At 62.1% G+C, this 24,628-nt stretch carries 23 protein-coding genes and 1 pseudogene; 9 read left to right on the forward strand and 15 right to left on the reverse strand.

Annotation, left to right across the window (positions count from 1 at the left end; genetic code table 11):
- Positions 1–2 precede the first annotated feature (2 nt).
- From glgC to NKH43_RS04675, 6 genes are all read right to left on the reverse strand, one after another.
- The gene (glgC, locus tag NKH43_RS04650; RefSeq protein WP_023718448.1) at positions 3–1,268 is read right to left on the reverse strand and encodes a glucose-1-phosphate adenylyltransferase; all 1,266 of its coding nucleotides are present in this window, start codon (positions 1,266–1,268) and stop codon (positions 3–5) included.
- A 35-nt stretch (positions 1,269–1,303) separates the two neighbouring features.
- Positions 1,304–3,517, reverse strand: a complete 2,214-nt coding sequence (gene glgB, locus NKH43_RS04655) for a 1,4-alpha-glucan branching protein GlgB (RefSeq protein ID WP_352483653.1) — start codon at positions 3,515–3,517, stop codon at positions 1,304–1,306.
- Positions 3,518–3,662: 145 nt separating this feature from the next.
- A complete protein-coding gene (locus NKH43_RS04660; protein ID WP_352856817.1) occupies positions 3,663–6,131 on the reverse strand; it encodes a glycogen/starch/alpha-glucan phosphorylase in 2,469 nt (822 codons plus the stop codon).
- Between the two features lie 166 nt (positions 6,132–6,297).
- Positions 6,298–7,086 (reverse strand): ATP-binding cassette domain-containing protein, encoded by a 789-nt coding sequence (locus NKH43_RS04665; RefSeq protein ID WP_023718451.1) that lies wholly within the window; start codon positions 7,084–7,086, stop codon positions 6,298–6,300.
- Positions 7,083–8,165, reverse strand: a complete 1,083-nt coding sequence (locus NKH43_RS04670) for an ABC transporter permease (protein ID WP_023718452.1) — start codon at positions 8,163–8,165, stop codon at positions 7,083–7,085. Before NKH43_RS04670 ends, NKH43_RS04665 begins: the two co-directional genes overlap by 4 nt.
- A gap of 89 nt (positions 8,166–8,254) precedes the next feature.
- A complete protein-coding gene (locus NKH43_RS04675) occupies positions 8,255–9,271 on the reverse strand; it encodes a sugar ABC transporter substrate-binding protein (protein WP_023718453.1) in 1,017 nt (338 codons plus the stop codon).
- A 229-nt stretch (positions 9,272–9,500) separates the two neighbouring features.
- Between NKH43_RS04675 and NKH43_RS04680 the strand changes: the two genes are divergently transcribed.
- The 6 genes from NKH43_RS04680 (at position 9,501) to NKH43_RS04705 (ending at position 14,891) form a co-directional block, all read left to right on the forward strand.
- Positions 9,501–10,730, forward strand: a complete 1,230-nt coding sequence (locus NKH43_RS04680; protein WP_352494808.1) for an ROK family transcriptional regulator — start codon at positions 9,501–9,503, stop codon at positions 10,728–10,730.
- Positions 10,731–10,732: 2 nt separating this feature from the next.
- Positions 10,733–11,179 (forward strand): RbsD/FucU family protein, encoded by a 447-nt coding sequence (locus tag NKH43_RS04685; RefSeq protein ID WP_023718455.1) that lies wholly within the window; start codon positions 10,733–10,735, stop codon positions 11,177–11,179.
- The gene (locus tag NKH43_RS04690; protein WP_352483656.1) at positions 11,176–12,099 is read left to right on the forward strand and encodes a carbohydrate kinase family protein; all 924 of its coding nucleotides are present in this window, start codon (positions 11,176–11,178) and stop codon (positions 12,097–12,099) included. Before NKH43_RS04685 ends, NKH43_RS04690 begins: the two co-directional genes overlap by 4 nt.
- 253 nt (positions 12,100–12,352) lie before the next feature.
- Entirely contained in the window at positions 12,353–13,495 is a 1,143-nt protein-coding gene (locus NKH43_RS04695) for a DegT/DnrJ/EryC1/StrS family aminotransferase (RefSeq protein WP_023718457.1), read from the forward strand.
- Between the two features lie 17 nt (positions 13,496–13,512).
- Positions 13,513–13,716, forward strand: a complete 204-nt coding sequence (locus tag NKH43_RS04700) for a hypothetical protein (protein ID WP_023718458.1) — start codon at positions 13,513–13,515, stop codon at positions 13,714–13,716.
- A gap of 155 nt (positions 13,717–13,871) precedes the next feature.
- A complete protein-coding gene (locus NKH43_RS04705; RefSeq protein WP_352856819.1) occupies positions 13,872–14,891 on the forward strand; it encodes an LLM class flavin-dependent oxidoreductase in 1,020 nt (339 codons plus the stop codon).
- Between the two features lie 53 nt (positions 14,892–14,944).
- Here NKH43_RS04705 and NKH43_RS04710 read toward each other — a convergent pair whose 3' ends face one another.
- The gene (locus NKH43_RS04710; protein ID WP_352856821.1) at positions 14,945–15,571 is read right to left on the reverse strand and encodes a CDP-alcohol phosphatidyltransferase family protein; all 627 of its coding nucleotides are present in this window, start codon (positions 15,569–15,571) and stop codon (positions 14,945–14,947) included.
- Between NKH43_RS04710 and NKH43_RS04715 the strand changes: the two genes are divergently transcribed.
- Together NKH43_RS04715 and NKH43_RS04720 are read left to right on the forward strand one after the other, a co-directional pair.
- Positions 15,570–15,878: a hypothetical protein gene (locus tag NKH43_RS04715; RefSeq protein ID WP_031193800.1), complete on the forward strand. Its 309-nt coding sequence runs from the start codon at positions 15,570–15,572 to the stop codon at positions 15,876–15,878. The two genes, NKH43_RS04710 and NKH43_RS04715, sit on opposite strands and share 2 nt — an antisense overlap.
- Before the next feature lie 41 nt (positions 15,879–15,919).
- Complete coding sequence (locus NKH43_RS04720) at positions 15,920–16,393, forward strand: phosphatidylglycerophosphatase A family protein (RefSeq protein ID WP_031193801.1); 474 nt, start codon at positions 15,920–15,922, stop codon at positions 16,391–16,393.
- Positions 16,394–16,607: 214 nt separating this feature from the next.
- Here NKH43_RS04720 and NKH43_RS04725 read toward each other — a convergent pair whose 3' ends face one another.
- Complete coding sequence (locus NKH43_RS04725; RefSeq protein ID WP_352856823.1) at positions 16,608–18,122, reverse strand: FAD-dependent monooxygenase; 1,515 nt, start codon at positions 18,120–18,122, stop codon at positions 16,608–16,610.
- Positions 18,068–18,241: pseudogene (locus NKH43_RS04730) on the reverse strand (FAD-dependent oxidoreductase); the annotation flags it as partial. The gene NKH43_RS04725 and the pseudogene NKH43_RS04730, both read right to left, overlap by 55 nt.
- Before the next feature lie 60 nt (positions 18,242–18,301).
- Here NKH43_RS04730 and NKH43_RS04735 point away from each other — a divergent pair.
- Positions 18,302–18,745, forward strand: a complete 444-nt coding sequence (locus NKH43_RS04735) for a MarR family winged helix-turn-helix transcriptional regulator (RefSeq protein WP_031193803.1) — start codon at positions 18,302–18,304, stop codon at positions 18,743–18,745.
- 89 nt (positions 18,746–18,834) lie between these two features.
- Here the strand turns inward: NKH43_RS04735 and NKH43_RS04740 are convergent, their stop codons facing one another.
- The 6 genes from NKH43_RS04740 to NKH43_RS04765 form a co-directional block, all read right to left on the reverse strand.
- Positions 18,835–20,142: a type II toxin-antitoxin system HipA family toxin gene (locus tag NKH43_RS04740; protein ID WP_023718463.1), complete on the reverse strand. Its 1,308-nt coding sequence runs from the start codon at positions 20,140–20,142 to the stop codon at positions 18,835–18,837.
- Positions 20,142–20,393, reverse strand: a complete 252-nt coding sequence (locus NKH43_RS04745) for a helix-turn-helix domain-containing protein (RefSeq protein WP_023718464.1) — start codon at positions 20,391–20,393, stop codon at positions 20,142–20,144. The genes NKH43_RS04740 and NKH43_RS04745 overlap by 1 nt, the downstream gene beginning before the upstream one ends.
- Positions 20,394–20,658: 265 nt before the next feature.
- Positions 20,659–21,837, reverse strand: coding sequence for a hypothetical protein (locus tag NKH43_RS04750; RefSeq protein WP_023718465.1), 1,179 nt, complete (start codon positions 21,835–21,837; stop codon positions 20,659–20,661).
- Between the two features lie 56 nt (positions 21,838–21,893).
- Positions 21,894–22,904, reverse strand: coding sequence for a succinylglutamate desuccinylase/aspartoacylase family protein (locus tag NKH43_RS04755; RefSeq protein ID WP_023718466.1), 1,011 nt, complete (start codon positions 22,902–22,904; stop codon positions 21,894–21,896).
- A gap of 9 nt (positions 22,905–22,913) precedes the next feature.
- Positions 22,914–23,258, reverse strand: a complete 345-nt coding sequence (locus NKH43_RS04760; protein WP_023718467.1) for a RidA family protein — start codon at positions 23,256–23,258, stop codon at positions 22,914–22,916.
- A gap of 41 nt (positions 23,259–23,299) precedes the next feature.
- Positions 23,300–24,619 (reverse strand): alanine racemase, encoded by a 1,320-nt coding sequence (locus NKH43_RS04765; RefSeq protein WP_352494804.1) that lies wholly within the window; start codon positions 24,617–24,619, stop codon positions 23,300–23,302.
- Positions 24,620–24,628 lie beyond the last annotated feature (9 nt).

Raw genomic sequence — 24,628 nt, forward strand, 5'->3', positions numbered from 1 at the left:
CACTACGATCCCAGCCTGTTGACCATGTCCTGCGTGACCAGGCAGATGCCTTTTTCCGAAACGCGGAAACGCTTGGCGTCGAGGACAGGATCCTCGCCGACCACCAGCCCCTCCGGGATCCTGACGCCGTGATCGATGACCACGCGCTTCAGCCTGGCGTTGCGGCCGACATGGACGTCGGGCAGCATGACGACCTCCTCCAGCGTCGAATAGGAATTGATGCGCGCGCCGGTGAAGATCAGGCTTCGCTTCAGCGAAGCGCCCGAAACGATGCAATCGCCCGACACGAGAGACGACACGGCCGACCCGCGGCGGCCATCTTCGTCATGCACGAACTTTGCCGGCGGCTTCAACTCGGCGTAGGTCCAGATCGGCCAGTCGCGGTCGTAGAGGTCGAGTTCCGGCGTGATGTCGGTCAGGTCGATATTGGCTTCCCAATAGGCGTCGACCGTGCCGACGTCGCGCCAATAGGCTTCGTTCTCGGCGGTCGAGCGCACGCATGATTTGGCGAAGCGATGCGCGATCGCCTTTCCGTGTTCGACGATGTAGGGGATGATGTCCTTGCCGAAGTCGCGGCTGGAGCCGGGCTCCGCTGCATCGCGACGCAATTGCTCCATCAGGAACTTGGTCTTGAACACATAGATGCCCATCGAGGCCAGCGCAAAATCCGGCTTGTCGGGAATGCCCGGCGGATCGGCGGGCTTTTCGATGAAGGAGATGATGGTGTCCTTGGTGTCGACATGCATGACGCCGAAGCCGGTGGCTTCCATGCGCGGCACTTCGAGGCAGCCGACGGTGACATCGGCGCCGGCCTCTACATGCTGGCGCAGCATCAATTCGTAATCCATCTTGTAGACGTGGTCGCCGGCCAGGATGACCATGTATTCCGGCCCATAGGCCTCGATGATGTCGATGTTCTGGTACACGGCGTCGGCGGTGCCCTCATACCACTGTGTTTCCGACACACGCTGGCTGGCCGGCAAGATGTCGAAACTCTCGTTGCGCTCGGGCCGCAGGAAGTTCCAGCCGCGCTGCAGGTGGCGGATCAGCGAATGCGCCTTGTACTGGGTGGCGACGCCGAGGCGGCGGATACCGGAATTGAGCGCATTGGACAGCGCGAAATCGATGATGCGGGTCTTGCCGCCGAAATAGACCGCCGGCTTGGCGCGGCGGTCGGTCAGTTCCTTGAGCCGGCTGCCACGGCCGCCGGCCAGCACATAAGCCATGGCGTCGCGTGCCAGCGGCTGTGTTCGTTTTGTTTCAGCCATTCCTATCCTCCCAGGTTAGATGCTCCAGACATAGCTCAGTCCGGGACGAATTCGAGCATGATCGTCGACAGCGGCGGCAAAAGCATCGTCGCCGAAATGCCTCCTCCTTCCGCCCGAGCCTCGACGAGGCCGCTGTTGCCCTTGCCGGAACCGCCATAGTCCGTGGCGTCGGTGTTGATGATCTCGCGCCATTTTCCGGTCTGCGGCAACGGCACGCGGTAATTGTCGCGCGGCACCGGCGTGAAGTTGGAAATGACGGCGACCGGGTTGCCGCCCGGCGCGCTGCGCAGCCAAGCGAACACCGAATTCGCGCTGTCATCGACGATCAGCCAGGAAAAGCCCTCCGGCTCGCAGTCGCGGGCATGCAGCGCCGGGCGCGAGCGGTAGAGATAGTTGAGATCGCGCACCGTCTGCCAGACACCACGGTGGAGCCGGAAATCGAGCAGGTTCCAGTCGAGCGCGCGCGCCTCGCTCCACTCGCGGCGTTGCGCGAACTCCTGGCCCATGAACAACAGCTTCTTGCCGGGATAGCCCCACATGAAGGCGTAATAGGCGCGCAGCGTCGCGAATTTCTGCCAGTCGTCGCCGGCCATCTTGTTAAGCAGCGTTCCCTTGCCGTGCACCACCTCGTCATGGGACAGCGGCAGCACGAAGTTCTCGCTGAAGGCGTAGACCAGGCCGAAGGTGATGTCGTTGTGGTGATGCTTGCGGAAGATCGGCTCCTTGGAGAAATACTCCAGAGTGTCGTGCATGAAGCCCATGTTCCACTTGAAACCGAAGCCCAGTCCGCCCTCGTGCACCGGCTGCGAGACTTTCGGCCACGAGGTCGATTCCTCGGCGATGGTCATCACACCCGGATGGTGGCCGTAGACCTCCTTGTTCATCCGTTGCAGGAAGCTGACCGCTTCCAGGTTCTCGCGCCCGCCCCTCTCGTTGGGAATCCATTCACCAGCCTTGCGCGAATAATCGAGATAAAGCATCGAGGCGACCGCATCGACGCGCAGACCGTCGACGTGATATTTCTCTGCCCAGAACAGCGCATTGTTGACAAGAAACGAGACCACCTCGCGACGACCAAAATTGTAGATCGCGGTGTTCCAGTCGGGATGGAAGCCCTTGCGCGGATCGGCATGTTCGTAGAGTGCGGTGCCGTCGAACTTTGCCAGACCGTGTTCGTCAACCGGGAAATGCGCCGGCACCCAGTCAAGGATGACGCCGATGCCGGCGCGGTGGGCACCGTCGACGAAGCGGGCAAAACCGTCCGGATCGCCAAAGCGGGCGCTCGGCGCATAGAGACCGGTCGTCTGGTAGCCCCAGGACGGGTCATAGGGGTGTTCGGAGATCGGCATGAATTCGATGTGGGTGAAACCCGTCTCGACCACATAGGGGATCAGCCGGTCGGCGAGCTCGTCCCATGACAGGAAGCTGCCGTCGTCGTGAAGCCGCCATGAGCCGGCATGGACCTCGTAGATCGATACGGCTTCGCGCCTGTGGTCGGCATTGCGCCAGTAGTTCCGGTGCGCCTCGTCGCCCCATTCATGCACCGGCGGCAGCGCCGTCACCGAGGCGGTAGCCGGGCGCAGTTCGGATTTGAAGGCGAACGGATCTGCCTTGAGCGGCAATCTCACGCCATCCGGCCCGATGATCTCGTATTTATAAGGGCGGCCGGCGCCGATGTCGGGAATGAACAGCTCCCAGATACCGGTATCGCGGCGGTCGCGCATGGTGTGCCTGCGGCCGTCCCACTCGTTGAAGTCGCCGACCACCGAGACACGCCTTGCATTGGGCGCCCACACCGCAAAATGTACGCCCGATGCACCCTCATGGTCGATGAGATGAGCGCCGAGCTTGTCGAACAGCCTGAGATGCGATCCTTCGGCGATGTAATAATCGTCCAGCGGGCCGAGCACGGGGCCGAAGGAATATGGATCGGTCAGCCACCAGTCGCCGCCGGCGTTCCTGGCGTGATAGCGCAGCGGCTGGCGTTTGCGCAGCGACAGTTTGCCCTCGAAGAAGCCGCGATCATCGCGTCTCGACAGCTCGCCGGCCTTCTTGCCGGTCAGCGTATAGGCGGTGACGGACTCGGCATGAGGGACGAAGCAGCGGCCGACAAAGCCCTTCCCCGCCTCATGCACGCCAAGCACGGAGAACGGGTCGCCATGCGTGCCGGCGACAATCGCCGCGACATCGCCGGCTGGCGCCAGTCCGTCCGGCCCGCTTGTCGCAACGGTCGCGCGCGGCTTGCTCATCAGGCAGTGTCCCTCCTCGGGCACCAAGTGCGTGTTTCTAGTGAAGTTTTGAATTCGACAGTCGCAGGCCGCCTGACCTTCCAAGGGATGCGAAGGTCAAATCACTCCACTAGGGCCACATTGTTCCTGGTCTCATGCAATCACATCAGGCGGGCACGTGCCAGATGTCTTTCGCATATTGGCGGATCGTGCGGTCGGACGAGAACCAGCCGACGCGGGCGACATTGCGGATGGCTCTGGCGTACCAGTCCGGGCTGTTGCGCCAGACGGCATCGACGTCGCGCTGGGTGGCGGCGTAGGCATCGAAATCCGCAGCGACCATGAACCAGTCGCTCTGGTAAAGGCCGTTGATCAGGTCGCGATAACGGTCCGGATCGTCAGGCGAAAAGACCCCGGACGACACCGCGGCAAGCGCCTGCGCCAATTCAGGCGATCCCTCGATTACGGCGCGCGGATCGTAACCATTGTTGCGCCGCTCGGCGACCTCTTCGGTGGTCAGGCCGAAGATGAAGATGTTGTCGTCGCCGACGCATTCCTTGATCTCGACATTGGCGCCGTCGAGCGTGCCGATGGTCAGCGCGCCGTTCAGCGCGAACTTCATGTTGCCGGTGCCGGACGCTTCCATGCCGGCGGTCGATATCTGCTCCGAAAGATCGGCGGCCGGTATCATGATCTCGGCTAGGCTGACATTGTAGTTCGGCACGAACACCACTTTCAGCAAGCCGCGCACCGCCGGGTCGCGGTTGATGACCCGGGCGACGTCGTTGGCAAGTTTGATGATCAGCTTGGCGTTGTGATAGCTGGGCGCCGCCTTGCCGCCGAAGAACTTGACGCGGGGCATCCAGTCGCGCTCCGGATGCGAGCGGATCTGGTCGTAAAGCGCGACCGCTTCGAGAATGTTCAAGAGCTGGCGCTTGTATTCGTGGATGCGCTTGACCTGGATGTCGAACAGCGCCGAGGGGTCCACCTTGATGCCGAGCCGGTCGGCAACGAGATTGGCAAGCCTCGTCTTGTTCGCCCGTTTGACAGCGGCGAACTTGTCGCGGAAGGCAGCGTCCTCGGCGAAAGGATCGAGCAGCTTTATCTCGTCGATGTCGTCGAGGAAGCCGTCGCCGATCGCCTCTCGGGTGAGTGCCGTGAGGCCGGGATTGCACTGTATCAGCCAGCGCCGCGGTGTGATCCCGTTGGTCTTGTTGTTGATGCGATCCGGGTAGAGCCTGTGGAGGTCGGCAAACACCGTCTCCTTCATCAATTCCGTATGCAGTGCCGAGACGCCGTTGATCGAGTGCGAGCCGACAAAGGCCAGATTGCCCATACGCACGCGGCGATCGCCATTTTCCTGGATCAGCGAGATGCGGCTGATCTGCTCGTCCGAGAACTGGTCGGAGGCGCGCGCCTCGAGCAGCACCTCGGCGTTGATGGCGTAGACGATCTGCATGTGGCGCGGCAACAGCCGCTCGAATAGCGGCACGGGCCAGCTTTCCAGCGCTTCGGGCAGCAGCGTGTGGTTGGTGTAGCCGAAGGTGCGCTTGGTGATGCTCCACGCCTGGTCGAAATCCATGCCGTGGACATCCATCAACAGGCGCATCAGCTCGGGGACGGCGATGGCCGGATGGGTGTCGTTGAGATGGATCGCCGCCTTGTCGGGCAGCGATTGCAGGTCGCCATACTGGCTGAGATGACGCTGAAGGATGTCCTGCAGCGAGGCGGTGGAGAAGAAATACTCCTGCCTGAGCCGCAACTCCTGGCCTGCCTTGTGGGAATCGGCCGGGTAAAGGACGCGCGACAGCGCATCGGCCTTGTTGCTCTCGGCGAGCGCGCCGATGTGATCGCCGGCGTTGAACTTGTCGAGCAGGATCGGATCGACCGGCATGCCGGACCACAGACGCAGCGTGTTGACGCGGTTGGCCCGCCAGCCAACCACTGGCGTATCGTAAGCAACGGCCAGAACATGTTCGGTCGGCTTCCAGACATGGCGCTCGAGCCTGCCGTCCTTCGAGGTGATCGATTCCACCGAGCCGCCGAAGCCGACCTCGAAGGAGCGTTCGCGGCGTTCGAACTCCCAAGGATTGCCGTGATCGAGCCATGTCTCGGGCAGTTCGACTTGCCAGCCGTCATGGATCTCCTGCCGAAACATGCCGTTGGCGTAGCGAATGCCATAGCCATGCGCGGGGATATCGACGGTAGCCATGCTTTCCATGAAGCAGGCGGCGAGCCGGCCAAGGCCGCCATTGCCAAGGGCAGCGTCCGGTTCGAGCGCTGCAATGATGTCAAGGTCGACGCCAAGCGACGACAGCGCCTCGCGCATATTGTCCATCAGGCCGAGATTGGAGAAGGCATCGCGCATCAAGCGGCCGATGAGGAATTCCAGTGACAGGTAATAGACGCGCTTTTCCTGCTGGGCGTAGGCCTCTTGGGTCGCCTGCATCCAATGATCGACGATGCGGTCGCGCACAACCTTGATCGAGGCGGTGAGCCAATCGTACTGGGTTGCAACGTTGGTGCCCTTGCCGACCCTGTATTTGAGGGCCTGCAAGACTTCGTCGGCGAGCGTCTTGGGATCCGGGTTTTCGAGGGTGGGCAGAGGAGCTTCGGTTGTCATCGCGCGCGTCATGCTGCCTCTCGTGACGTTGCCAGGATCATGCGGCTTTCACCATCTCCGCCAATGCTAATGCATCCCACCGGATGTTCAATGGATTCAGGCGACCGCAAGCCGGGTTGCCCTGCGGCAATTTGGCATTGAAACACCGCGCCCTCAGCGGCGGGCCTCAAGTTCTTGTTCAGGCCGCCAGCGCCGCCTCCGGCGGGACCTTGGCGCCGGTCATGAAGGCGACCGCGTCGGACATCGTATATTGCTTCGGATCGATGACGCACAGGCGACGGCCGAGCCGATGAATGTGAATGCGGTCCGCCACCTCGAAGACATGCGGCATATTGTGTGAAATCAGCACGATCGGCAGGCCTCGGCGTTTGACGTCGAGTATCAGTTCGAGCACGCGGCGGCTCTCCTTGACGCCGAGCGCGGCCGTCGGCTCATCCATGATGACCATCTTCGAGCCGAACGCCGCGGCGCGCGCCACCGCCACGCCCTGGCGTTGACCGCCGGAGAGAGTTTCCACCGCCTGGCTGATGTTCTGGATGGTCATCAGGCCAAGTTCGGTCAGCTTGTCGCGGGCGCGCTTTTCCATCGCCGGACGGTCGAGCATGCGCAGCCAGCTGCCAAGAAAGCCCGGCTTGCGGATCTCGCGGCCGAGAAACATGTTGTCGGCGATGGACAGCGCCGGCGACAGCGCCAGGTTCTGGTAGACGGTCTCGATGCCGGCTTCGCGGGCCTCCATCGGCGATTTGAATGCAATAGGCTTGCCTTCAAGCCGGATCTCGCCTTCGTCGGGCACGACCGCGCCGGAAATCGCCTTGATAAGCGACGACTTGCCGGCGCCGTTGTCGCCGATGACAGCAAGGATTTCGCCCGGATAGAGATCGAAATCGGCATTGTCGAGGGCGGTGACGCGACCGTAGCGTTTGACCAGGCTGCGGGCGGTAAGGATCGGTTCCTGAGTCTGGTTCATGCCGAGATCTTCCTGATCCACTGGTCGATACCAACAGCGATGATGATAAGGGCGCCGACAGACAATTGCGTCCATTGGGGATCTGTCCCCCAAAGCCTGAGGCCGAGCGCGAACACCCCGACGATCAGCGCACCGAAGATGGTCCCGAGGATGGAACCGCGGCCGCCGAACAGTGATGTGCCGCCAATCACCACGGCGGTAATCGAATTGATGTTCTCGAACTGCCCGGCCTGCGGCGAGACCGATCCGATGCGTCCGATCAAGGCCCAGCCGGCGATGGCACAAATGATGCCGGTCAGGGTATAGACCGTGACCAGCATCCGGCTGACGCGCACCCCCGACAGTTCCGCGGCTTCCGGGTCGTCGCCGACTGCGTAGACATGCCGGCCCCATGCGGTGTGATTGAGCACGTACCAGGCAATTGCCCCCATGATCAGCACCAACAGCACGCCATAGGTGAAGACTGCGCCGCCGATCCTGAACGAGCCGCCGAAAAACTGCAGCAGCGGTGCCGTCGCCTCGAGATCCTGGCTGCGGATGGTCTCGTTGCCGGAATAGATGAAGTTGATGGCAGCGTAGATCGACCAGGTGCCGAGCGTCACGATGAAGGGCGGCAGTTTCACCCAGGCGATGAGAATGCCGTTGATCAAGCCGCAAATCGCGCCGACAAGCAGCCCGATGGCAACGGCGACCGGCGCTGGAACACCGTAATGCATGGCAAACTGGCCCATAACAACCGAGCTCAGCACCATGATGGCGCCGACTGACAGGTCGATGCCGGCGGTGAGCACCACCAGTGTCTGCGCGATGCCGACCATGCCGGTTATCGCCACCTGCTGGAGGATCAGGGTGAGGGTGAAGGGAGAAAAGAAGCGTCCGCCGACGACGACTGCGAACAGAACCACCGAGATGAGCAGGATGATCAGCGGCACCATGGCCGGGCTTTTATGCAAGCGGTGCTGGATGCTCTCCAACGTCGAGCGGGAATGCGTCTCGAATGATGCGACGCTGGCGTCGCTAGCGGCCAGGACCGTCTCGAATTCCTGCGGTCCCTTGCTCCTGGTTGTTTCGACGCTCAAGTCGGCCTCCCCGCCTGTGATGTGGAGCGGCCGAAACCGCTCCACATTCCCTATTGTTCTTTTGAAGTTGAGCCGATCAGGGGATCAAATCAACCCCAGCACTTGCTGAGGCCTTGCTTCGTGTCGATGGATTCGATGCCGGCGGCAGGCTTGTCGGTGATCAGCGTGACGCCGGTGTTGTAGAAGTTCAGACCGGGCGACGGCTCAGGCTTCTTGCCGGTGTCGGCAAAGGTCTTGATCGCCTCGATGCCGAGCGAGGCCATGAGCAATGGATATTGCTGTGAAGTGGCGCCGATCACGCCCTCGGCAACGTTCTTGACACCGGGGCAGCCGCCATCGACCGAGACAATCAGGACGTCCTTCTCCTTGCCGACGGCTTTCAGCGCCTGGTAGGCGCCCGCGGCCGCAGGTTCGTTGATGGTGTAGACGACGTTGATATCCGGATCCTTCTGCAGGCAATTCTCCATGGCAGTATGCCCGCCATCCTCATTGCCGCTCGACAGATCGTGACAGACGTTGCGTGCGTCGGTTTCGTCGCCGATCTTCTTGGGATCGCCGAGGTCGATGCCGAAGCCCTTCATGAAGCCTTGATCACGCTGGACGTCGACGGAGGGCTGGCTGGCGATCAGATCCATGTAGGCAATGTGCGCATCCTTGGCCTTGTCGCCCAAGGTAGCCTTTGCCCAGGAGCCGATAAGCTCGCCGGCCTTGAAATTGTCGGTCGCAAACGTCGCATCCGCGGCATCGGCAGGCTCGAGCTGCGTGTCGAGAGCGATCACCAGCACCCCTGCATCGCGCGCCTTCTTCACCGCCGGCACGATGGCCGCAGTGTCGGTGGCGGTGATCAAAATGCCCTTGGCGCCGTCGGCGATGCAGGATTCGATCGCCGCAACCTGGCCCTCATTGTCACCTTCCGCCTTGCCGGCATAGGCTTTCAGATCGACACCGATTTCCTTGGCTTTCGCGGCGGCACCTTCCTTCATCTTCACGAAGAAGGGATTGGTGTCGGTCTTGGTGATCAAGCAGGCGCCGACCCCGGCGGCCGATGCCGTCGACGCAAACGCCATCAGGCTCAGTCCGGCCGCGGCAAACACGGTGGATTTCAACAGTTTTGACGTGGTCACGATTTTCCTCCCATTGAACCATTTAGGATGCCGGCCAACCGGCATCTGCAGCGCGTCCGACGAAATCTCCCAGTGTCGACGCCGATCTCAAGAGACACCAGTCGGCCAGCACTGTCAATAATTAAATCACTCTTATTTATTATTGACAACGCAGGATTGTTCACTCACTCTAGACCAAAAGCATTGAGGGGAAACGACGGGAGGAACAGGGGTGGAGACCGGCATTACAAGGCACGGCTCGCCCGATGCGGCCGAAAGCCGCCTGCACCGCGGCACCAATCAAAGCGGCATGCGGGACCACAATGAGCGGCTGGTGCTGTCGCTGGTGCGCCAGCACGGCAGCCTGGCCAAATCCGACATCGCACGCATGACTGGCCTCTCGGCGCAGACAGTATCAGTCATCATGCGCGAGCTGGAGGAGGACGACCTGCTCGTTCGCCAGGCGCCGTTGCGCGGCAAGATTGGCCAGCCCTCGATACCCATGGCGCTCAATCCCGACGGCGCCTATTTCATCGGCCTGAAGATCGGCCGGCGCAGCGCCGAGCTCGTGCTGATCGATTTCCTCGGCAATGTGCGCTCGATGCTGCAGCATTCGTACCGCTATCCGGCGCCGCGCGAGACGGTGGAATTCGTTACGAGCGGCATGAAGAAGATGCGCGGCGAGCTCACTCCTGCGCAGGACAAGCGCATCGCCGGGCTTGGCATCGCCATGCCGTTCGAATTGTGGAACTGGGCCGATACCGCCGGCGCGCCGCGTGAAATCATGGACGAATGGCGCCATCGCGACATCCGCGCCGACATCCAGGCGCAATGCGAATTTCCGGTCTACCTGCAAAACGATGCCACCTCGGCCTGCGGCGCCGAGCTCGTGTTCGGCCAGGCGGCGGGTGCGGCGCGCGATTTCGTCTATTTCTACATCGGTGCCTTTGCCGGCGGCGGCATCGTGCTGAACGGCCGGCTGTTTGGCGGCCCAACCGGCAATGCCGGCGCGCTGGGCTCAATGCCAGTGCCCGGGCCTGACGGCAAGCCGACGCAGTTGATCGACGTTGCATCGATCGCCACGCTGGAGAAGGCGCTCAACGCACGCGGCGTCGAGGCCTCGCATCTGTGGACATCACCGGGGGACTGGGGCGAGATCGGTGCCGAGCTTGACGACTGGATCGCCAGCGCCTCGCAGGCGCTCGCCTATGCCATCGTTGCGGCGTCGTCCGTCATCGATTTCGAAGCCGCGGTGATCGACGGATGGATGCCGCTCGCCGTGCGCAGGCGGCTTGTCGATGCCGTCATCCAGGCCATCGGCAGGATCGACGGCGAAGGCCTGAGGCTGCCGGCCGTCCGCGAGGGAACGGTCGGCATCCATGCGCGGGCGCTGGGTGGCGCCAGTCTGCCGCTATCGGAGCGCTTCCTCATCGGCTCGACCACGATTTCCCGGAGCTTCTGAGCATGCTGATCGGTATCCCGGCGCTGCTCGGCCCGGAGCTTCTGGCGATGTTGCGCGCCATGGGCCATGGCGACGAGATCGCGCTGGTCGACGGCAACTACCCGGCCGAACAGCAGGCACAGCGGCTGATCCGCGCCGACGGTCATCATCTCGTCCCGGTGCTGGATGCCGTATTGAGCGTGTTGCCTGTCGACGACGCCGTGCCGCAGGCGCTGTTTCGCGCCTCGGCTAAAGGCGATCCCCTGCTCGCCGATCCGGTTCATCATGAGATTGAAGCGATCTGCGCCAGGCATGCGCCGGGCCGCAAGGTGGTTGCGCTTGCCGGCGCCGACTTCTATGCACGGGTCAAGGCCGCCCACGCGATCGTCGCGACGAGCGAGCCGCGGCTTTACGCCAACATCATCATTCGCAAGGGCGTGATCTATCCGCCGGAAAGCAAGACTTCATGATCCTCTGCTGCGGCGAAGCCCTGATCGACATGCTGCCGCGCACCACGACGGAGGGCGAAGCGGCCTTTGCCCCCTATGTCGGCGGTGCCGTCTTCAACTCGGCCATTGCGCTCGGCCGACTCGGCGCGCCGGCCGGCTTCTTCTCCGGCCTGTCGTCGGATCTGTTCGGCGGGCAGTTCAGGGAGGCGCTGGGGGCCAGCAAGGTCAGTTCCACCTATGCGCACACCTCGCCGCGGCCGACCACGCTCGCCTTCGTGCGGCTCACCAACGGCCAGGCGACCTATACATTCTATGACGAGAACACCGCCGGGCGCATGCTGACCATCGAGGACCTGCCGGAGCTCGGCAGCGAGATCGAGGCCATGCTGTTCGGCGCCATCAGCCTGATCTCGGAACCGGCCGGATCGGCCTATGAGGAGTTCATGCGACGTGAGCATGAGCGCCGCGTGATGATGCTCGACCCCAACATCCGGCCAAACTTCATTCCCGACAAGGCCAGGCATCTCAGGCGCATCCGCAACATGATGGCGATGGCCGACATCGTGAAACTGTCGGACGAGGATTTGAACTGGTTCGACGAAGCCGGCTCGCATGAGGACGTCGTCCGCAACTGGCTGGACCGCGGCCCGAAGCTGATCGTCGTCACCCACGGCAGCGAGGGCGCGGTTGGTTACAGCAGCCAGCACCGGGTCACGGTCGTGCCGGACAAGGTCGAGGTGGTCGATACGGTCGGCGCCGGCGACACGTTCAATGCCGGCATCCTTGCCTCCTTGCACGAGCAGGGCCTGCTGTCGAAGACGGCAATCGCCGGCCTGCCGAAAGAAGCCATCCATAAGGCGCTGACGCTCGGCGCCAAGGCCGCGGCGGTGACGGTCTCGCGGGCCGGCGCCAATCCGCCATGGCGGCATGAACTCGCCTGACCGGCTGGCAACCGCCTCACGGACTGCCTGCCGGCGATCACTTTATGTTTCGCCTAACCTGGCGGGCGGGATGCGCAGCCCATATCAAGCATGCCGAAGCCCGGATTTTCCCGCGTTTAAGAGGGCAGATCGGAAACCAGAGGTAACAGGCTGCGACACTTGAGCAATTCAGGGCTTTGCCCTGCGGCTTTCTCGGCCGTGCCAAGTCTGCTACCAGCGGCCGGTTATCTGGCTAAAACCGTTTGAGGCCGACATGCAGTTCATCGATCTTGGCGCACAGCGCGAACGCATCCGCGACAGGCTGAAGGCGGCAATCGACCGCGTCGTCGACGAAGGTCGTTATATTCTTGGACCGCAGGTCACCGAATTCGAAAACAAGCTCGCCGCCTATATCGGCACCAAGCACGTGGTCGCTTGCGCCAACGGCACCGACGCGCTGCTGTTGCCGCTGTTTGCCGCCGGCATCGGCCCGGGCGACGCGGTATTCGTGCCGAGCTTCACCTTCGCCGCCACGGCCGAAGTGGTGGCGCTGACCAAGGCCGAGCCGGTGTTCGTCGATGTCGATGCTGACAGCTACAATATCGACATCGCCAGCCTCGAGGCGGCAATCGCCATGATCAAGGCGGAGGGGCGGCTGAGGCCGAAGGCAATCATTCCCGTCGACCTGTTCGGCCTCGCCGCCGATTACGAAGCAATCATGGCCATCGCCAATCGCGAAGGCCTGATGGTCATCGAGGATGCGGCGCAGGCGACCGGCGGCTCGGCTGACGGCAAGATGTGCGGCTCGTTCGGCACCGTCGGCTCGACCAGCTTCTATCCGGCAAAACCGCTCGGCTGCTACGGCGACGGCGGTGCGATGTTCACCAATGACGATGCGCTGGCCGAACAGCTGCGCTCGTTCGCCTTTCACGGCAAGGGCGAAACGCAATACGACAATGTCCGCGTCGGCATCAATTCACGGCTCGATACACTGCAGGCGGCGATCCTAATCGAGAAGCTGGCCATCCTCGAGGACGAGATGGTGGCGCGGCAAGCGGTCGCTAATCGCTATGCCGAAGGTCTCGGCGATATAGTCAAGACGGCGCGCAATCTGGGCGGCGGCCGCTCGGCCTGGGCGCAATACGCCATCGAAACGCCGAAGCGCGACGGGCTCAAGGCACATCTCGGTGAAAAGGGCATTCCGTCGGTCATCTACTATGTGAAACCGCTGCACAGCCAGATTGCCTATCGCGATTATCCGCGCACGCCGACCGGCCTTGCCGTTTCGGAAGAGCTGCCGAAGCGCATCCTGTGCCTGCCGATGCATCCCTATCTGAGCGAGGCCGACCAGGACCGGATCATCGAAACGATCCGTAACTATATCGGCTCGAATTCGGCGCACGTGGCGGCGGCATAATTCGAAAGTTGCGGAACATGGTCGCGGATTACATCGACGAGTTCATCATGTTCTGCGCCGGGTTGTGGATGGCTGGCATCGGCTTCGGATTTCTCGCGGACCCGTTCCAAGCTCGCCCCGGCCAGCAAGCATGGTGGACCAACTTTGGAACCCATTTTAAATGGATGGGGCCGCTGTTGATCCTCATCGCGATAGTGCTCGCGTTCGCGGCACCTTCCTAGACGCGCTCGCGCCAGCAACAGGCTCGCCATTGACGGCATCGCTGATCAACAACGGACCGTTCACCTCAAACTGGGCCGTCGGTACCGATTTCGGGATGCTTTGCTCTGCGCCGAAGCATAGTCTGCACCTGTCTTCCCTCTAGGCTGGCTATTTCATGAAGAAGATTGGTTTCCTCTCGTTCGGGCACTGGACGCCCTCGCCGCAATCGCAGACGCGGACGGCATCCGATGCGCTTTTGCAGTCCGTCGAGCTGGCCGTCGCCGCCGAGGAGCTGGGTGCGGACGGCGCGTATTTCCGCGTGCATCACTTCGCCCGCCAGCTCGCCTCGCCCTTCCCGCTGCTGGCAGCGGTTGGGGCGAAGACCAGCCGAATCGAGATCGGCACGGCGGTGATCGACATGCGTTACGAGAACCCGCTCTACATGGCCGAGGACGCCGGCGCCGCCGATCTGATCGCCGGAGGGCGTCTGCAGCTAGGCATCAGCCGCGGCTCGCCGGAGCAGGTGATCGACGGATGGCGCTACTTCGGCTACGCCCCGCAAGAGGGCGAGAGCGATGCCGACATGGCTCGCAGACACACCGGAGTGCTGCTCGAAGTGTTGCTGGGCAAAGGCTTTGCCCAGCCCAACCCGCGGCCGATGTTTCCCAACCCGCCTGGCCTGCTTCGCGTCGAGCCACACTCGGAGGGCCTGCGCGAGCGCATCTGGTGGGGCGCCGCCACAAACGCCACCGCAGAATGGGCGGCGAAACTTGGAATGAACCTGCAGAGTTCCACGCTCAAATTCGATGAAGGCGGAAAGCCGTTTCACATCCAGCAAGCCGAACAGATCAGGGCTTTTCGCGAAGCCTGGAAGGCGGCCGACCACACGCGCGAGCCACGGGTGTCGGTGAGCCGCAGCATTTTTGCGCTGGTCGACGATCGCGACCGTGCCTATTTCGGCGGCAACCAGGGCGGAGATCAGTTCGGCTATATCGAGGCAGACAGGCTTGCCGTGTTCGGCCGCTCCTATGCCGCCGAGCCGGACGTCCTGATCGAGCAGCTAAAGGGCGACGAAGCCATCGCTGAGGCCGATACGCTGCTGCTCACAGTCCCCAACCAGCTCGGTGTCGACTACAATGTCCATGCCATCGAGGCGATCCTGACCCATGTCGCTCCGGGCTTGGGCTGGCGCTGACGACTTTGTTGGGAAGCCACGGCGGTCAATACGATGCTCGCGTTCTAGCGATCTCACGGCTGCTTCCCGTCGGCTCGTTTCAGCATCGCAAATGCGCGACTGATCCGTTGCAGGGCCGTGGCGTTGGCCAGCACCGCGTACAGCGCGAACCCCCCCGCCAGAATCCAGGGCGAATCCGCGCCCATGGCAGTCGCGACTCCGTCAGCGGCGAGCAGCACGCAAATGAACACCAGACGTTCCATCCGCTCGAAGAAATCCGGCCAACCATGGTTTTTCACAGGGATTTCCAGCGCCGTCCGCGCCTTGGCATAACTGGTGAGAATCCCGCCGGCGAACGCGAACATTGCGATCGCCCACAGATCGGCGACCCAGCCTATTGCCGCAAAGACGGCCAATTCCTGATAACGGTCGACGATAGCGTCGAAATAGCCACCGGCCTTGGTGCTCATATTTGTCCGGCGGGCGACCGCACCGTCCAGCGCGTCGAAGCTGAAGGCAAACGCCAGGCACAAGCCAAAGGCAAGACTTGAATGGTGATACGCGTAGGCGGCCGAAGACAAAGCCACGAGCACGAGCCCGCTGGCCGTAACCTGGTTCGGCGTCATGCCGATCCCGATCAGCGGAGAGGCGGCCTGCTCCCATAGCGGGTCGATGCGACTTTTCATGAGACCGGCGATCATGGCGGCTCCTCTGATGATGTCGTTTGACGGAGCTTTACCAGCAATTTGCGGGTTTGTTCCACCATCGCCACCGTTTCAGTTGGCCAATGCGGGCCGAGACCGGGCTCAGGAACGTTCTCAACTCGCCGCAAAAGCGATCTCGTTTGGCGAATGTGGCCGGCGGATTAAGATGCTCGCCAAGCTGACGGCGAAACAGAACTTCCGGTCGCAGCGACAGCTGCCCGACAGCATTTCACGGTTTGGGCGATGCCTTTTGACGGGTGTGCAAATCGAGCGGCGGTCTGGCGGCAACACCCGAACGATGTGACTATGATTGCTTGCGACCCGTCGGAAGCCGGCCGAAACTCGATGCATAAATTTCTACCCAAGTTCGCCTACCTGCTCGCGACCTCTGTCGGCGTGGGATTATCTCCAACATGGCCGGGCACGGCCGGCGCAATGGTTGGAGTGGCTGTTGCCGCGGCTCTGATACCCGCATCACCTTGGCTGACGGTGCTTGCCTATGCGGCCCTGTTCGCCGTCGGCGTATGGGCGTCATCGCATGTTATCTCCCATACCGGGACGGAGGACCCGCAGATCGTCGTCATCGATGAGACCTTCGGCGCCGCCGTGACACTTTCCATGCTGCCACTCGACCCACTCTGGTGGGCAACAGGCTTCCTTGCTTTCCGGTTTTTCGACGTCGTCAAGCCTTGGCCCATCCGTATCATGCATGACAAGGTAAGGGGTGGGGCCGGCATCATGCTGGACGATGCTGCCGCGGCTGTCGTCGCTGGGGCGTTGCTGCTCCTGCTGAACGAGTTGATTGATCATTTGCCGTAACGGCGACATTCGGCCTCCAATGCCAAAGGCCAGCACGATGGTCCATGCGAGTTTAGCGACACAAGGGGAGGACCGAAGCGGTTGGCGCGGCCCTACTCGGTGACAACGAGTAGGAAGAGGCATGACGAGACGGGCAAACGGCTGAACATCGCCGGCATTCCCGGCGACGACATCGGCAAGGAAGTCGTGCCGGAAGACCGGAGGCATCCGCCGCTCACTGATGATGTTCGCACGCCTGCGTGCGGAAACCCAAGCCGTCAAGTATTTCGATCAGCATCTGTACAGGATCAGGCACACTGTGCGTTGACCGCCACGCGACAAACCCGTCCGGCCTGACCAAGGCGGCACCGCCGCTTTCAACCCCGAGCGCGGAAGGCCACCGATGGTCCAAATCAATCAGACCCCCATTGGCAAAGGCGTGGCAGGTCAGCGGCATGCGGAGGCGCTGGCTTACGGCGTCAGCGGCCTGACACCATGCGTCGTCGGCGCAGAGGAGAAGAAGGTCGCGATCGCACAAATCGAGACTCGAAATCCGCTGGCCGGCACGCCCGACCGCGAAATGCGGTAAACGCGTGCCAGGGCGGCCCGACAACTCCGTGGATTTTTGGAATGGGTGATCGTCCCGCGTGGCTTCCTGAGCCACGACACCTGCAGCGTAGCGTTGGCCAAATACCACGTCGTAATCCTCGACCATCGCGACTGGGGGAGGCAATCGCTTCGACGGATCGTCGAACCATTTCTGAAGGCGGGCGAGCGCTTGCGCCAACGTAGCCTCGATGACCGGCCGGCGCTCCATGTCATAGCTATCCAGCAAAGAGGGACCGGCATGCCCGCGTGTTACCATCGCAAGCTTCCAGGCAAGGTTATGGGCGTCGTGGATACCTGAATTGCCACCGAAAGCGCCTGTTGGGGGCATCAAATGTGCCGCATCCCCCACAAGAAACGCGCGGCCTCGGCGGAATTGGCGCGCTGTCATCGCGGCCACTTCCCAGGAGCGCGCATCGACAAGCCTAGTCGTGATATCCGACCGGCCCGCACCTCGTATGATCAGTTCCCTGCACCTGGCTTCATCAAAATCCTGGGGTTTCTCGCCCTTTTCGGGAAAGTACTGGAGCGCCAGAAGCCATCGTCCACCCTCCCTGGGCGTGAAGGTCCCGTTGAGGTCCGTCACGAAGCACGACGTGAAACGCTTGCCGCCGATCGTCGGAGGCATGTCCGTGTCAAAGACGACATTTATCCAGTGCTGAAGGCCGCCTGCCCCGCTGCGGCTGATCTCCAGCCTCTCTCGCATCGAGCCGTTCGCACCGTCCGCGACGATCAGATAGTCGGCCGAGATGGCGTCCTTTGCGCCGGTCGCGATATCGCGAATTTCCGCGCGGACGACATTCTCATCCTGTTCGAAAGCCACCAGTTCCGTGCTGAAACGTATGTCTGCACCGTTCCGCTCGGCGTAGCGGCGCAGAATCGGTTCCAGGACGTGCTGATCACACGTCGCCGGTTGCGTGGGGCTGAGGGCACTTGCATCCGGCCACGCCGGTCCGCCCCATTGAATCTCGGGATCGGTGAGATTCCTGGCGCGCGCAATAGCGCCTGCCTGCTGGTCCCCCGTACGATTTGCACGAATCTCCTCCTCGAGCCGAGGCTTCGAAAGATCTCCATGCTGCGCGGGGAAATGCCGGCAAATTTGTACTGGATTGACGTGTCGGGATGGCGCTCGACGAGGACGCACGGAATGTCGTTGTGAGCCAAAAGGGCGGCCGCCGTCAGACCGTTCAGGCCGCCCCCGACGACGAGAACCGTGGTGTTGGTCATCTCGGATCTCCTCTCATTGCTTTGATCACCAAACATTTTGATTGATCAAATCATATGATTGGTCCAAATATGTGTCAAGACACGAAGGAGCGTGGAATGGGACCGGGCCAAGATCGCTTGCAGCACGCCACCGAGGCCTGGCGCCTGATGTTTGATTTCCTGATGCGGTCCGCGCCGGACCGGTTGGCGATCCAGCAGAAATTGGGTCTGACGCCCAACGACTCGCGCGCCCTCTTCACCCTCGATAAAGATGCGGGCAAGCCGATCGGCGCATTGGCCGCTCAATGGCACTGCGACCCTTCGACGGCGACCTGGCTGGTCGACCGGTTGGAGCAGGCGGGGCTCGCCGAACGGGTTCCGTCGCCAAGCGATCGCCGTGTCAAACGTGTCAAGCTTACGGCCAAGGGTGTTGCAACCATTGAGGAATTGACAAGGGAATATCACAAACCCCCTGCGGAGATGCTTGCGCTTACACGCGCGGACCTGGATCAGCTGATCGGCCTGGTCAGAAAGTTACAGGCTGGCAAGTCCGTGGGTTGATTACATCCCGCGCGGCGTTGCTGCTGCTAAAAGAAGATCATTTGGACGTCCCAATGGCTATCAGTCTGGTTGTGCCTCGATCTTAAGCATCACACCTCTTCCAGTCTGCGCACGCGAGCTTTGACCCCATTGCCAATGGCATCTGCGACTTGCGAAGGGAAACCCTTTGGGAGCGATGCACAAACCAGTTCGATTGCCGCTAGCGCCCGTTGGCGCAGCTCGTCAAAGATCGCTGTGACGGGTTTTGGACCAATTCCTGCCTTGGCGGCGGTCTGGATGAAATGGCGCGGCATGACGCTATCGATAAGGTAGTGGCGTGCGTCGCCTATAGCCATCGCCAACTTCATTTTGTTGCGCCTGATCTGTCCCGCATCAAGGCTGGTCTGCGCTGAGATCACATCATATAACGGCGTCATGCGGAACCGGCCGCCGGGAGAAAGAAAGACGCTAAAATTCTTGGCATGTCCATCTGTGGCGCCGAGCAGCCAAAAGGCGACCACGGCCTTCAGAACCGCAGCTTGATCTAGCTCCGGTTGGTCGCTTCCCTTCATCAGACCAAGGATAGCCGGAACCCCAGGCCCGCCATCGGATTCGTATTTCAGCGACGGAGGCACAGACAGAGCCTGGCAGCAGTCTTCCTGGGGCAAGCGCAGGAGACGGTTGTCACTCGTCCATCGGCGATCGAAACGTTCGACTACGAGCACGCGATTGCCTTCGAATTCCTCGATTGCGGCGACGGCGCACGGGAGTCCCAGGGCGGCTGTCATCTTGAGGCAGAAAAATTCGTTTTCAACACTGAAGGAAAGGTCGATGCCATTTGGCAAGCGTCCAATCTGTGGCTTGAGGATGTGCGTTGTAGCAGTCGTCGCCAGCGGCTTGTACCAACGTCCTTTCCAGAACAAGAGCGCAGTCTTTTCCTGAGCGCCAGCGATCGAGATCCGGAAATCTTCATCCTCGCCCAGCCCGAGGGGGGCCGATGCCAGATCGCGGACGAGACGAGCAATTTCGATATCGTCAACGGGTTTGCCGTCGACAATACCGGCGGGGCCCGGCTCGACATCATCCGGCAGGAATTGCAGTGCGCCGACACAATCCCGTCCGACAGCGGCAAGCAAGTCGTAGGCGTCTATCCCTCGGGCATGAACACGCTCAGCCATACGGCGGCGAATGGGGATGCTGTCGGGCAGGAGATTGTCGAACACGGCAATGACGGGTGCACCGATATAGCGATCTTCACGTAGGGGCAGAGATAGCGAGACTGGTAGCGCATGCTCCCAGGCAAGCCAGGACGGATCATACTGAAAATCGATCGCGCCGCTGGATTGTCTATTCAGCCGCCCGACGAGACGGCTGTTCAAGAAGACGTTGAGCGGGAGGTGCCGCCGCGGACGAGCCATCAAAAGACGTCCTCGATCTCGGTCGACTTTGCTCTGGTCCGAGAGCGGACAACCAATTCAAGGTCGAGCGCTGCGAGAATGTCGCAAAGCGTTCCGAGCTGTGTCCCGGGCGCTCCATTCTCGACGGCCGAGATGGTCGCTTGGCGTAGCATCGTGTGCTCCCCGACAGTGGCCTGGTTCAGGCCGAGCTTGCGGCGCCGCCGGCGGATGGCATCTCCGAGTTGCTTAGGCGTTCGGGCGATTTGGTCCACAGCGTACCTCTCCAGCTATGAGATATACGCTCAGAAGATAGATTTCAATATGCGCTAGAGCGAATAAATTGGAAGATGCGCTCCACCGTATAACCCGCCTCCCTCCCGCGTGGCCCTCACAGCCATGCCTCGATTTTCAGCTAGGCTGCTGGCCGCCGGCCAAAGCAATGCGAGAATCCATGCGGGAAGTCCTCCGAACGCCTCTCCATTACGCGCAATGCTCGAGGCAAAATTAGGCCTATTGGGTCGGCAGTGGATCGATTGTTCACACAGATCGTGCGGCACTCACCCAATCGAGGCGTGCGGCAGGTACAAGGCCGTAATTGTAGAAATTGATGCCATCGACGCCCGCCGCCAGCGCCGGTTTCACTTTGGCGGCGAGAATGTCCGGGCCTGCCATTTCCGGATGGAACAGCCGGTAACCGGTCCCAAGGAATTTCTCTGCTCCGAGCGTGGCACGGCCAGTGGCCATCAGATCTGCGACATCGCTGGCCTGCATATCGTAGGCGCACAGGATCGCGCCGTCGCAAGCCTGGCCGAGAGCCGCCAGATCGCAGCCGCCCAACCAGCCGTCCTTCAGGTCAATGATGAGGACACGTGTGCCCGGATCGGCAACGTCGCGCAGCTCGGCAACCAAGCTGGTCACCGGCTCGAACCGCCACAGCAGAAAGTCGTATAATTCTGGCCAGGGCTGGAAGGTATCGAAGCTACCGTTCGGAAAGTCCGGAAAACGCGGTGCCGGAACGGCACGATCACAGGTCTCGACGATCCACCCTCTGACCAGTTTGCGCGCCGCCTCGCCGTCAATGCCGGCACAAGCGGCGCGGGCGAGGCAGGACGGGCAAAAGCACAGCGACAGAAGGAAGTCATCTTCCGCGGTCAGCCCGACACCGTCTTTCTCGTGATGATATTCGTGGGCGAAGCTCATGAATGACGGGCTTTCGAGCTCGATTCTGTCCGGCTTGTAGGTGTGCGTAACGTCGGCGACCAGCGCGCGAACATAGGCGCGCGCATCCGGATGCGAGGGACAAAGGTTGTAATAATTGGGATCGCCGAAGGCATTTCGGGTAACCACCTGCGGATAAAGCATGCCGGCGCGGGTGTTGTGCAGGCACACCGTCCAGCACGAAACACCGAGCCCATTGGCGTCTCGTCTGCGGACGAGCTCGCCAAGCACGTCGCCTCCCTGCGAGATCACGTCCGCCACCTTGGGCTGAATTGCGAGGTCGGCCCATCGCGCGGCGGTTGGCTTGAAGTAGATCGTGCCGTCCTCCGGGAAATAGGCTTTGCGGCGCGGGCTGCGCGGCTGAAGGAAGCGTCCCGCATGATACGAGGCAGCAAGGCTGATCATGTTGAGTCCCGCGCGTTCGACCAGATCGCGTTCGACCATCTCGAAACCGAGATCCTGGACATCCCAGGGGTAGGTCCACATGGAAAGCTGCATAAGATATCCTCAGTTCTCCAGAGTGGCGCAGCAGCTAGACGCCGTGCGTTTTCCCTTTAGGTTTCTACGGGTTCGGCGACTTGCATGAGGCAGTCTCCTGCCTCGCACATTGTATGCAGCCGCCGCGAAAGCACGATGCCGTTTTCGGCAAAATGCAAGGCTTCCTCGGCAAGATCGAGCCTTTCGAGATCGTGATACCAGCCAGCCAATTGTCCGGCGTTCACGCTGTCGCCAACCCTCACGGCGGGTTCAAACCAGCCGCGGCGGGCGGCGTAGAGGCCTTGGCTATGCCGCGAAAGCGAAAGCAGTCGCGTCGGCATCGAATGCATTGACTCCGCGCCAACAACTGGCCCGTCGACCAGGCCTAGTGCAATCAGCAGATTGTCGATCGCGCGAGCGGTGATCGCCATCGTGTCGACCGTGGCGGTGCCGCCGCCCCCGAACTCACCGCTGACGCCGATGGCGCCGGCACGGCGCGCTGCACCCATGGAGGTCGGCGAGGCCTGGCCATTGTCGGCCACGAACCCATAGGGCATGCAGAGCGCCCGCATCAGCTCCACCCCGCGCCTGTGGCGCTCGGGATCGGCATTGCGCTCGACGAGTGCAGTCGGCAGATGTTCCATCGAAGTGCCCCCCGAATGGATGTCGAAGACGATGTCGTGTCGGGGGAACAGGTCTGTCTCGAGAAAGTTGGCGAGCCGGCTTGTCGGCGTGCCCGACGGATCTCCGGGAAAGGCGCGATTGAGATTGCCGCCATCGAGCGGCGAGCAGCGTTTGGCGGCCATCACCGCCGGCACATTGGCCATCGGCAGGATGGTGACGCGGCCCCTGACTCGCGCTGGATCGAGCCGGCGGACCAGCTTTGCCAAGCACAGCTCGCCTTCATATTCATCGCCGTGATTACCGGCCATAAGAAGCAGCGACGGACCCTCACCATTGCGCATGAGGCAGATCGGGACCTTGATTTGGAAATATGGCGAACGGTCTATCGAGAACGGGATGCTCAGATGGCTGAGCGTCTTGCCGTCCCGATCGAAATCGAGCGAATGGCTGATGCCGGTGTGCATGGCGGCGGTTCACACAGCCGCGACGGCGGTGACCTCAATGCGGAGGTCAGGATCAGCGAGACGCGCCTCGACGCAGGCACGCGCCGGCAGACGGGCGGAATCCACCCAGGCATCGTAGATACTGTTCATTGCGTCGAAATCGCCAATCTGCGGCAGGAAGATGTTGACCGCCACGAGCTTCGACTTGCTGCTGCCGGCCTCGACCAGGAGCGCCTCGATCTTGGAGAGTACCTCGCTCGTCTGACCCTCGATGCCGGCCTTGCGATCGTCTGCGACCTGGCCCGCTATGTGCACGAGGCCGCCATAGACGACCGCCTGCGACATGCGGGAGCCGGATTGGAAGTACTTGATCATATCGGATCCTTTCGTTCTTTTTTTGGAAAGCGCGACGATGGTCAGCCGAAATAGGTGGGAAAGGCGTGGCTGACATACCCGGCCGCGTCGACGCCAAAGATCACGCGATAGCGATCAAGGCAGGTGCAGGGATGGGAGATGCCGAATTCAACGGTGTCGCCGACGGCAATGTCGTCGCCCGACGCAATTGTCAGGAAGGCGTGCTGGTCGTTGAGCTTGAAGACCTCGGCACGCGCTATCGGCAGCTGCTTGCCGGCACGAAAGATGGTCAGGACCATTGGAAAGCCCTGGTCGAACGACACGTCGCGCATGCCCATGCCGCAGATCGCAAGGCCGGGCTCCGGCCGCGACAGTACCTCGGCCCATAGGCGCAAAGCCGGACGGAACGAATTTCGTGCGGACGCATTGAAGCCGCCGACTGCAAAACCCTCGCGGGCGTCGAGTGTGCCGAGCGAGCGGTCGTAGACGCCATGGTCGTGGAAGAAGATGGCGCCGCTGCGCAGCACCAGCGTCGCGCTGCTGTCCCTAGAAACGAGAGGCGAAAGCGCTGCGACCACTTTGTCGAAGTAGACCGAGCCGCCTGCCGTGACAATCAGCGGGGTGTCGCCGCCGACGCGGGCGCGGAGCCGCAGGAACATGTCGGCTGTCATTGTCAGCAGGGCGGATATCGCCTCATCGGTGCGGTCAGGATCGGGCTGCGCCGCGGCACCTTCATAGGTTGCGACGCCGGCGATCAGCAGCCGGCCGCCGGCTGCTACAATCGCGTCGGCAATCGCCTCGGCTTCGCCGGTGGTCCGGGCGCCTGCCCTGCCCGCACCAAGTTCGACGAGCACGCGCAATGGCGGCAGCCTCGCATTGGCCCGCCAGGCTTCGGCAAGCGCATTCACGGCGGCGATCGAGTCGGCGAAAACGTAGAACTCAGCGCTTGGCCAGGCGCTGACAAGAACCGCAAGCCGGTTCGCACCACCTGGTCCGCCGACCTCATTGGCGATGATCAGCCGACAGAGTCCGGCTCTGAGCATCACCGTGGCCTGCCTTATGTCGGCGACGGTCGTGCCCCATGCTCCGGCCTCGATCAGGGACCGGGCAAGATCAGGCGCCATCGGGGTCTTGGCATGCGGGGCGATCACGGCGCCCTGCTCTCGCGCATAGCGCAGGAACAGGTCACGATTGGCGATGAAGGCCCCCTCGTCGACGGTCAACACCGGCAACGACATACGCCCATCCGCTGGATGCCAGCGCTCAGATGCGACAAGGCTGCTGTCCAAGCCGAGGGTGCCAGGCGGCACGCCGCGGATACGGTCATCGAGCAGGAAATTTTCTCGGGTCGCCAGCAACAGTACGGGTGAGCTTTCGGTCATCCGATGCTA

The organism is Mesorhizobium sp. M1163 (genome assembly GCF_040318415.1).
Lineage (GTDB): Bacteria > Pseudomonadota > Alphaproteobacteria > Rhizobiales > Rhizobiaceae > Mesorhizobium.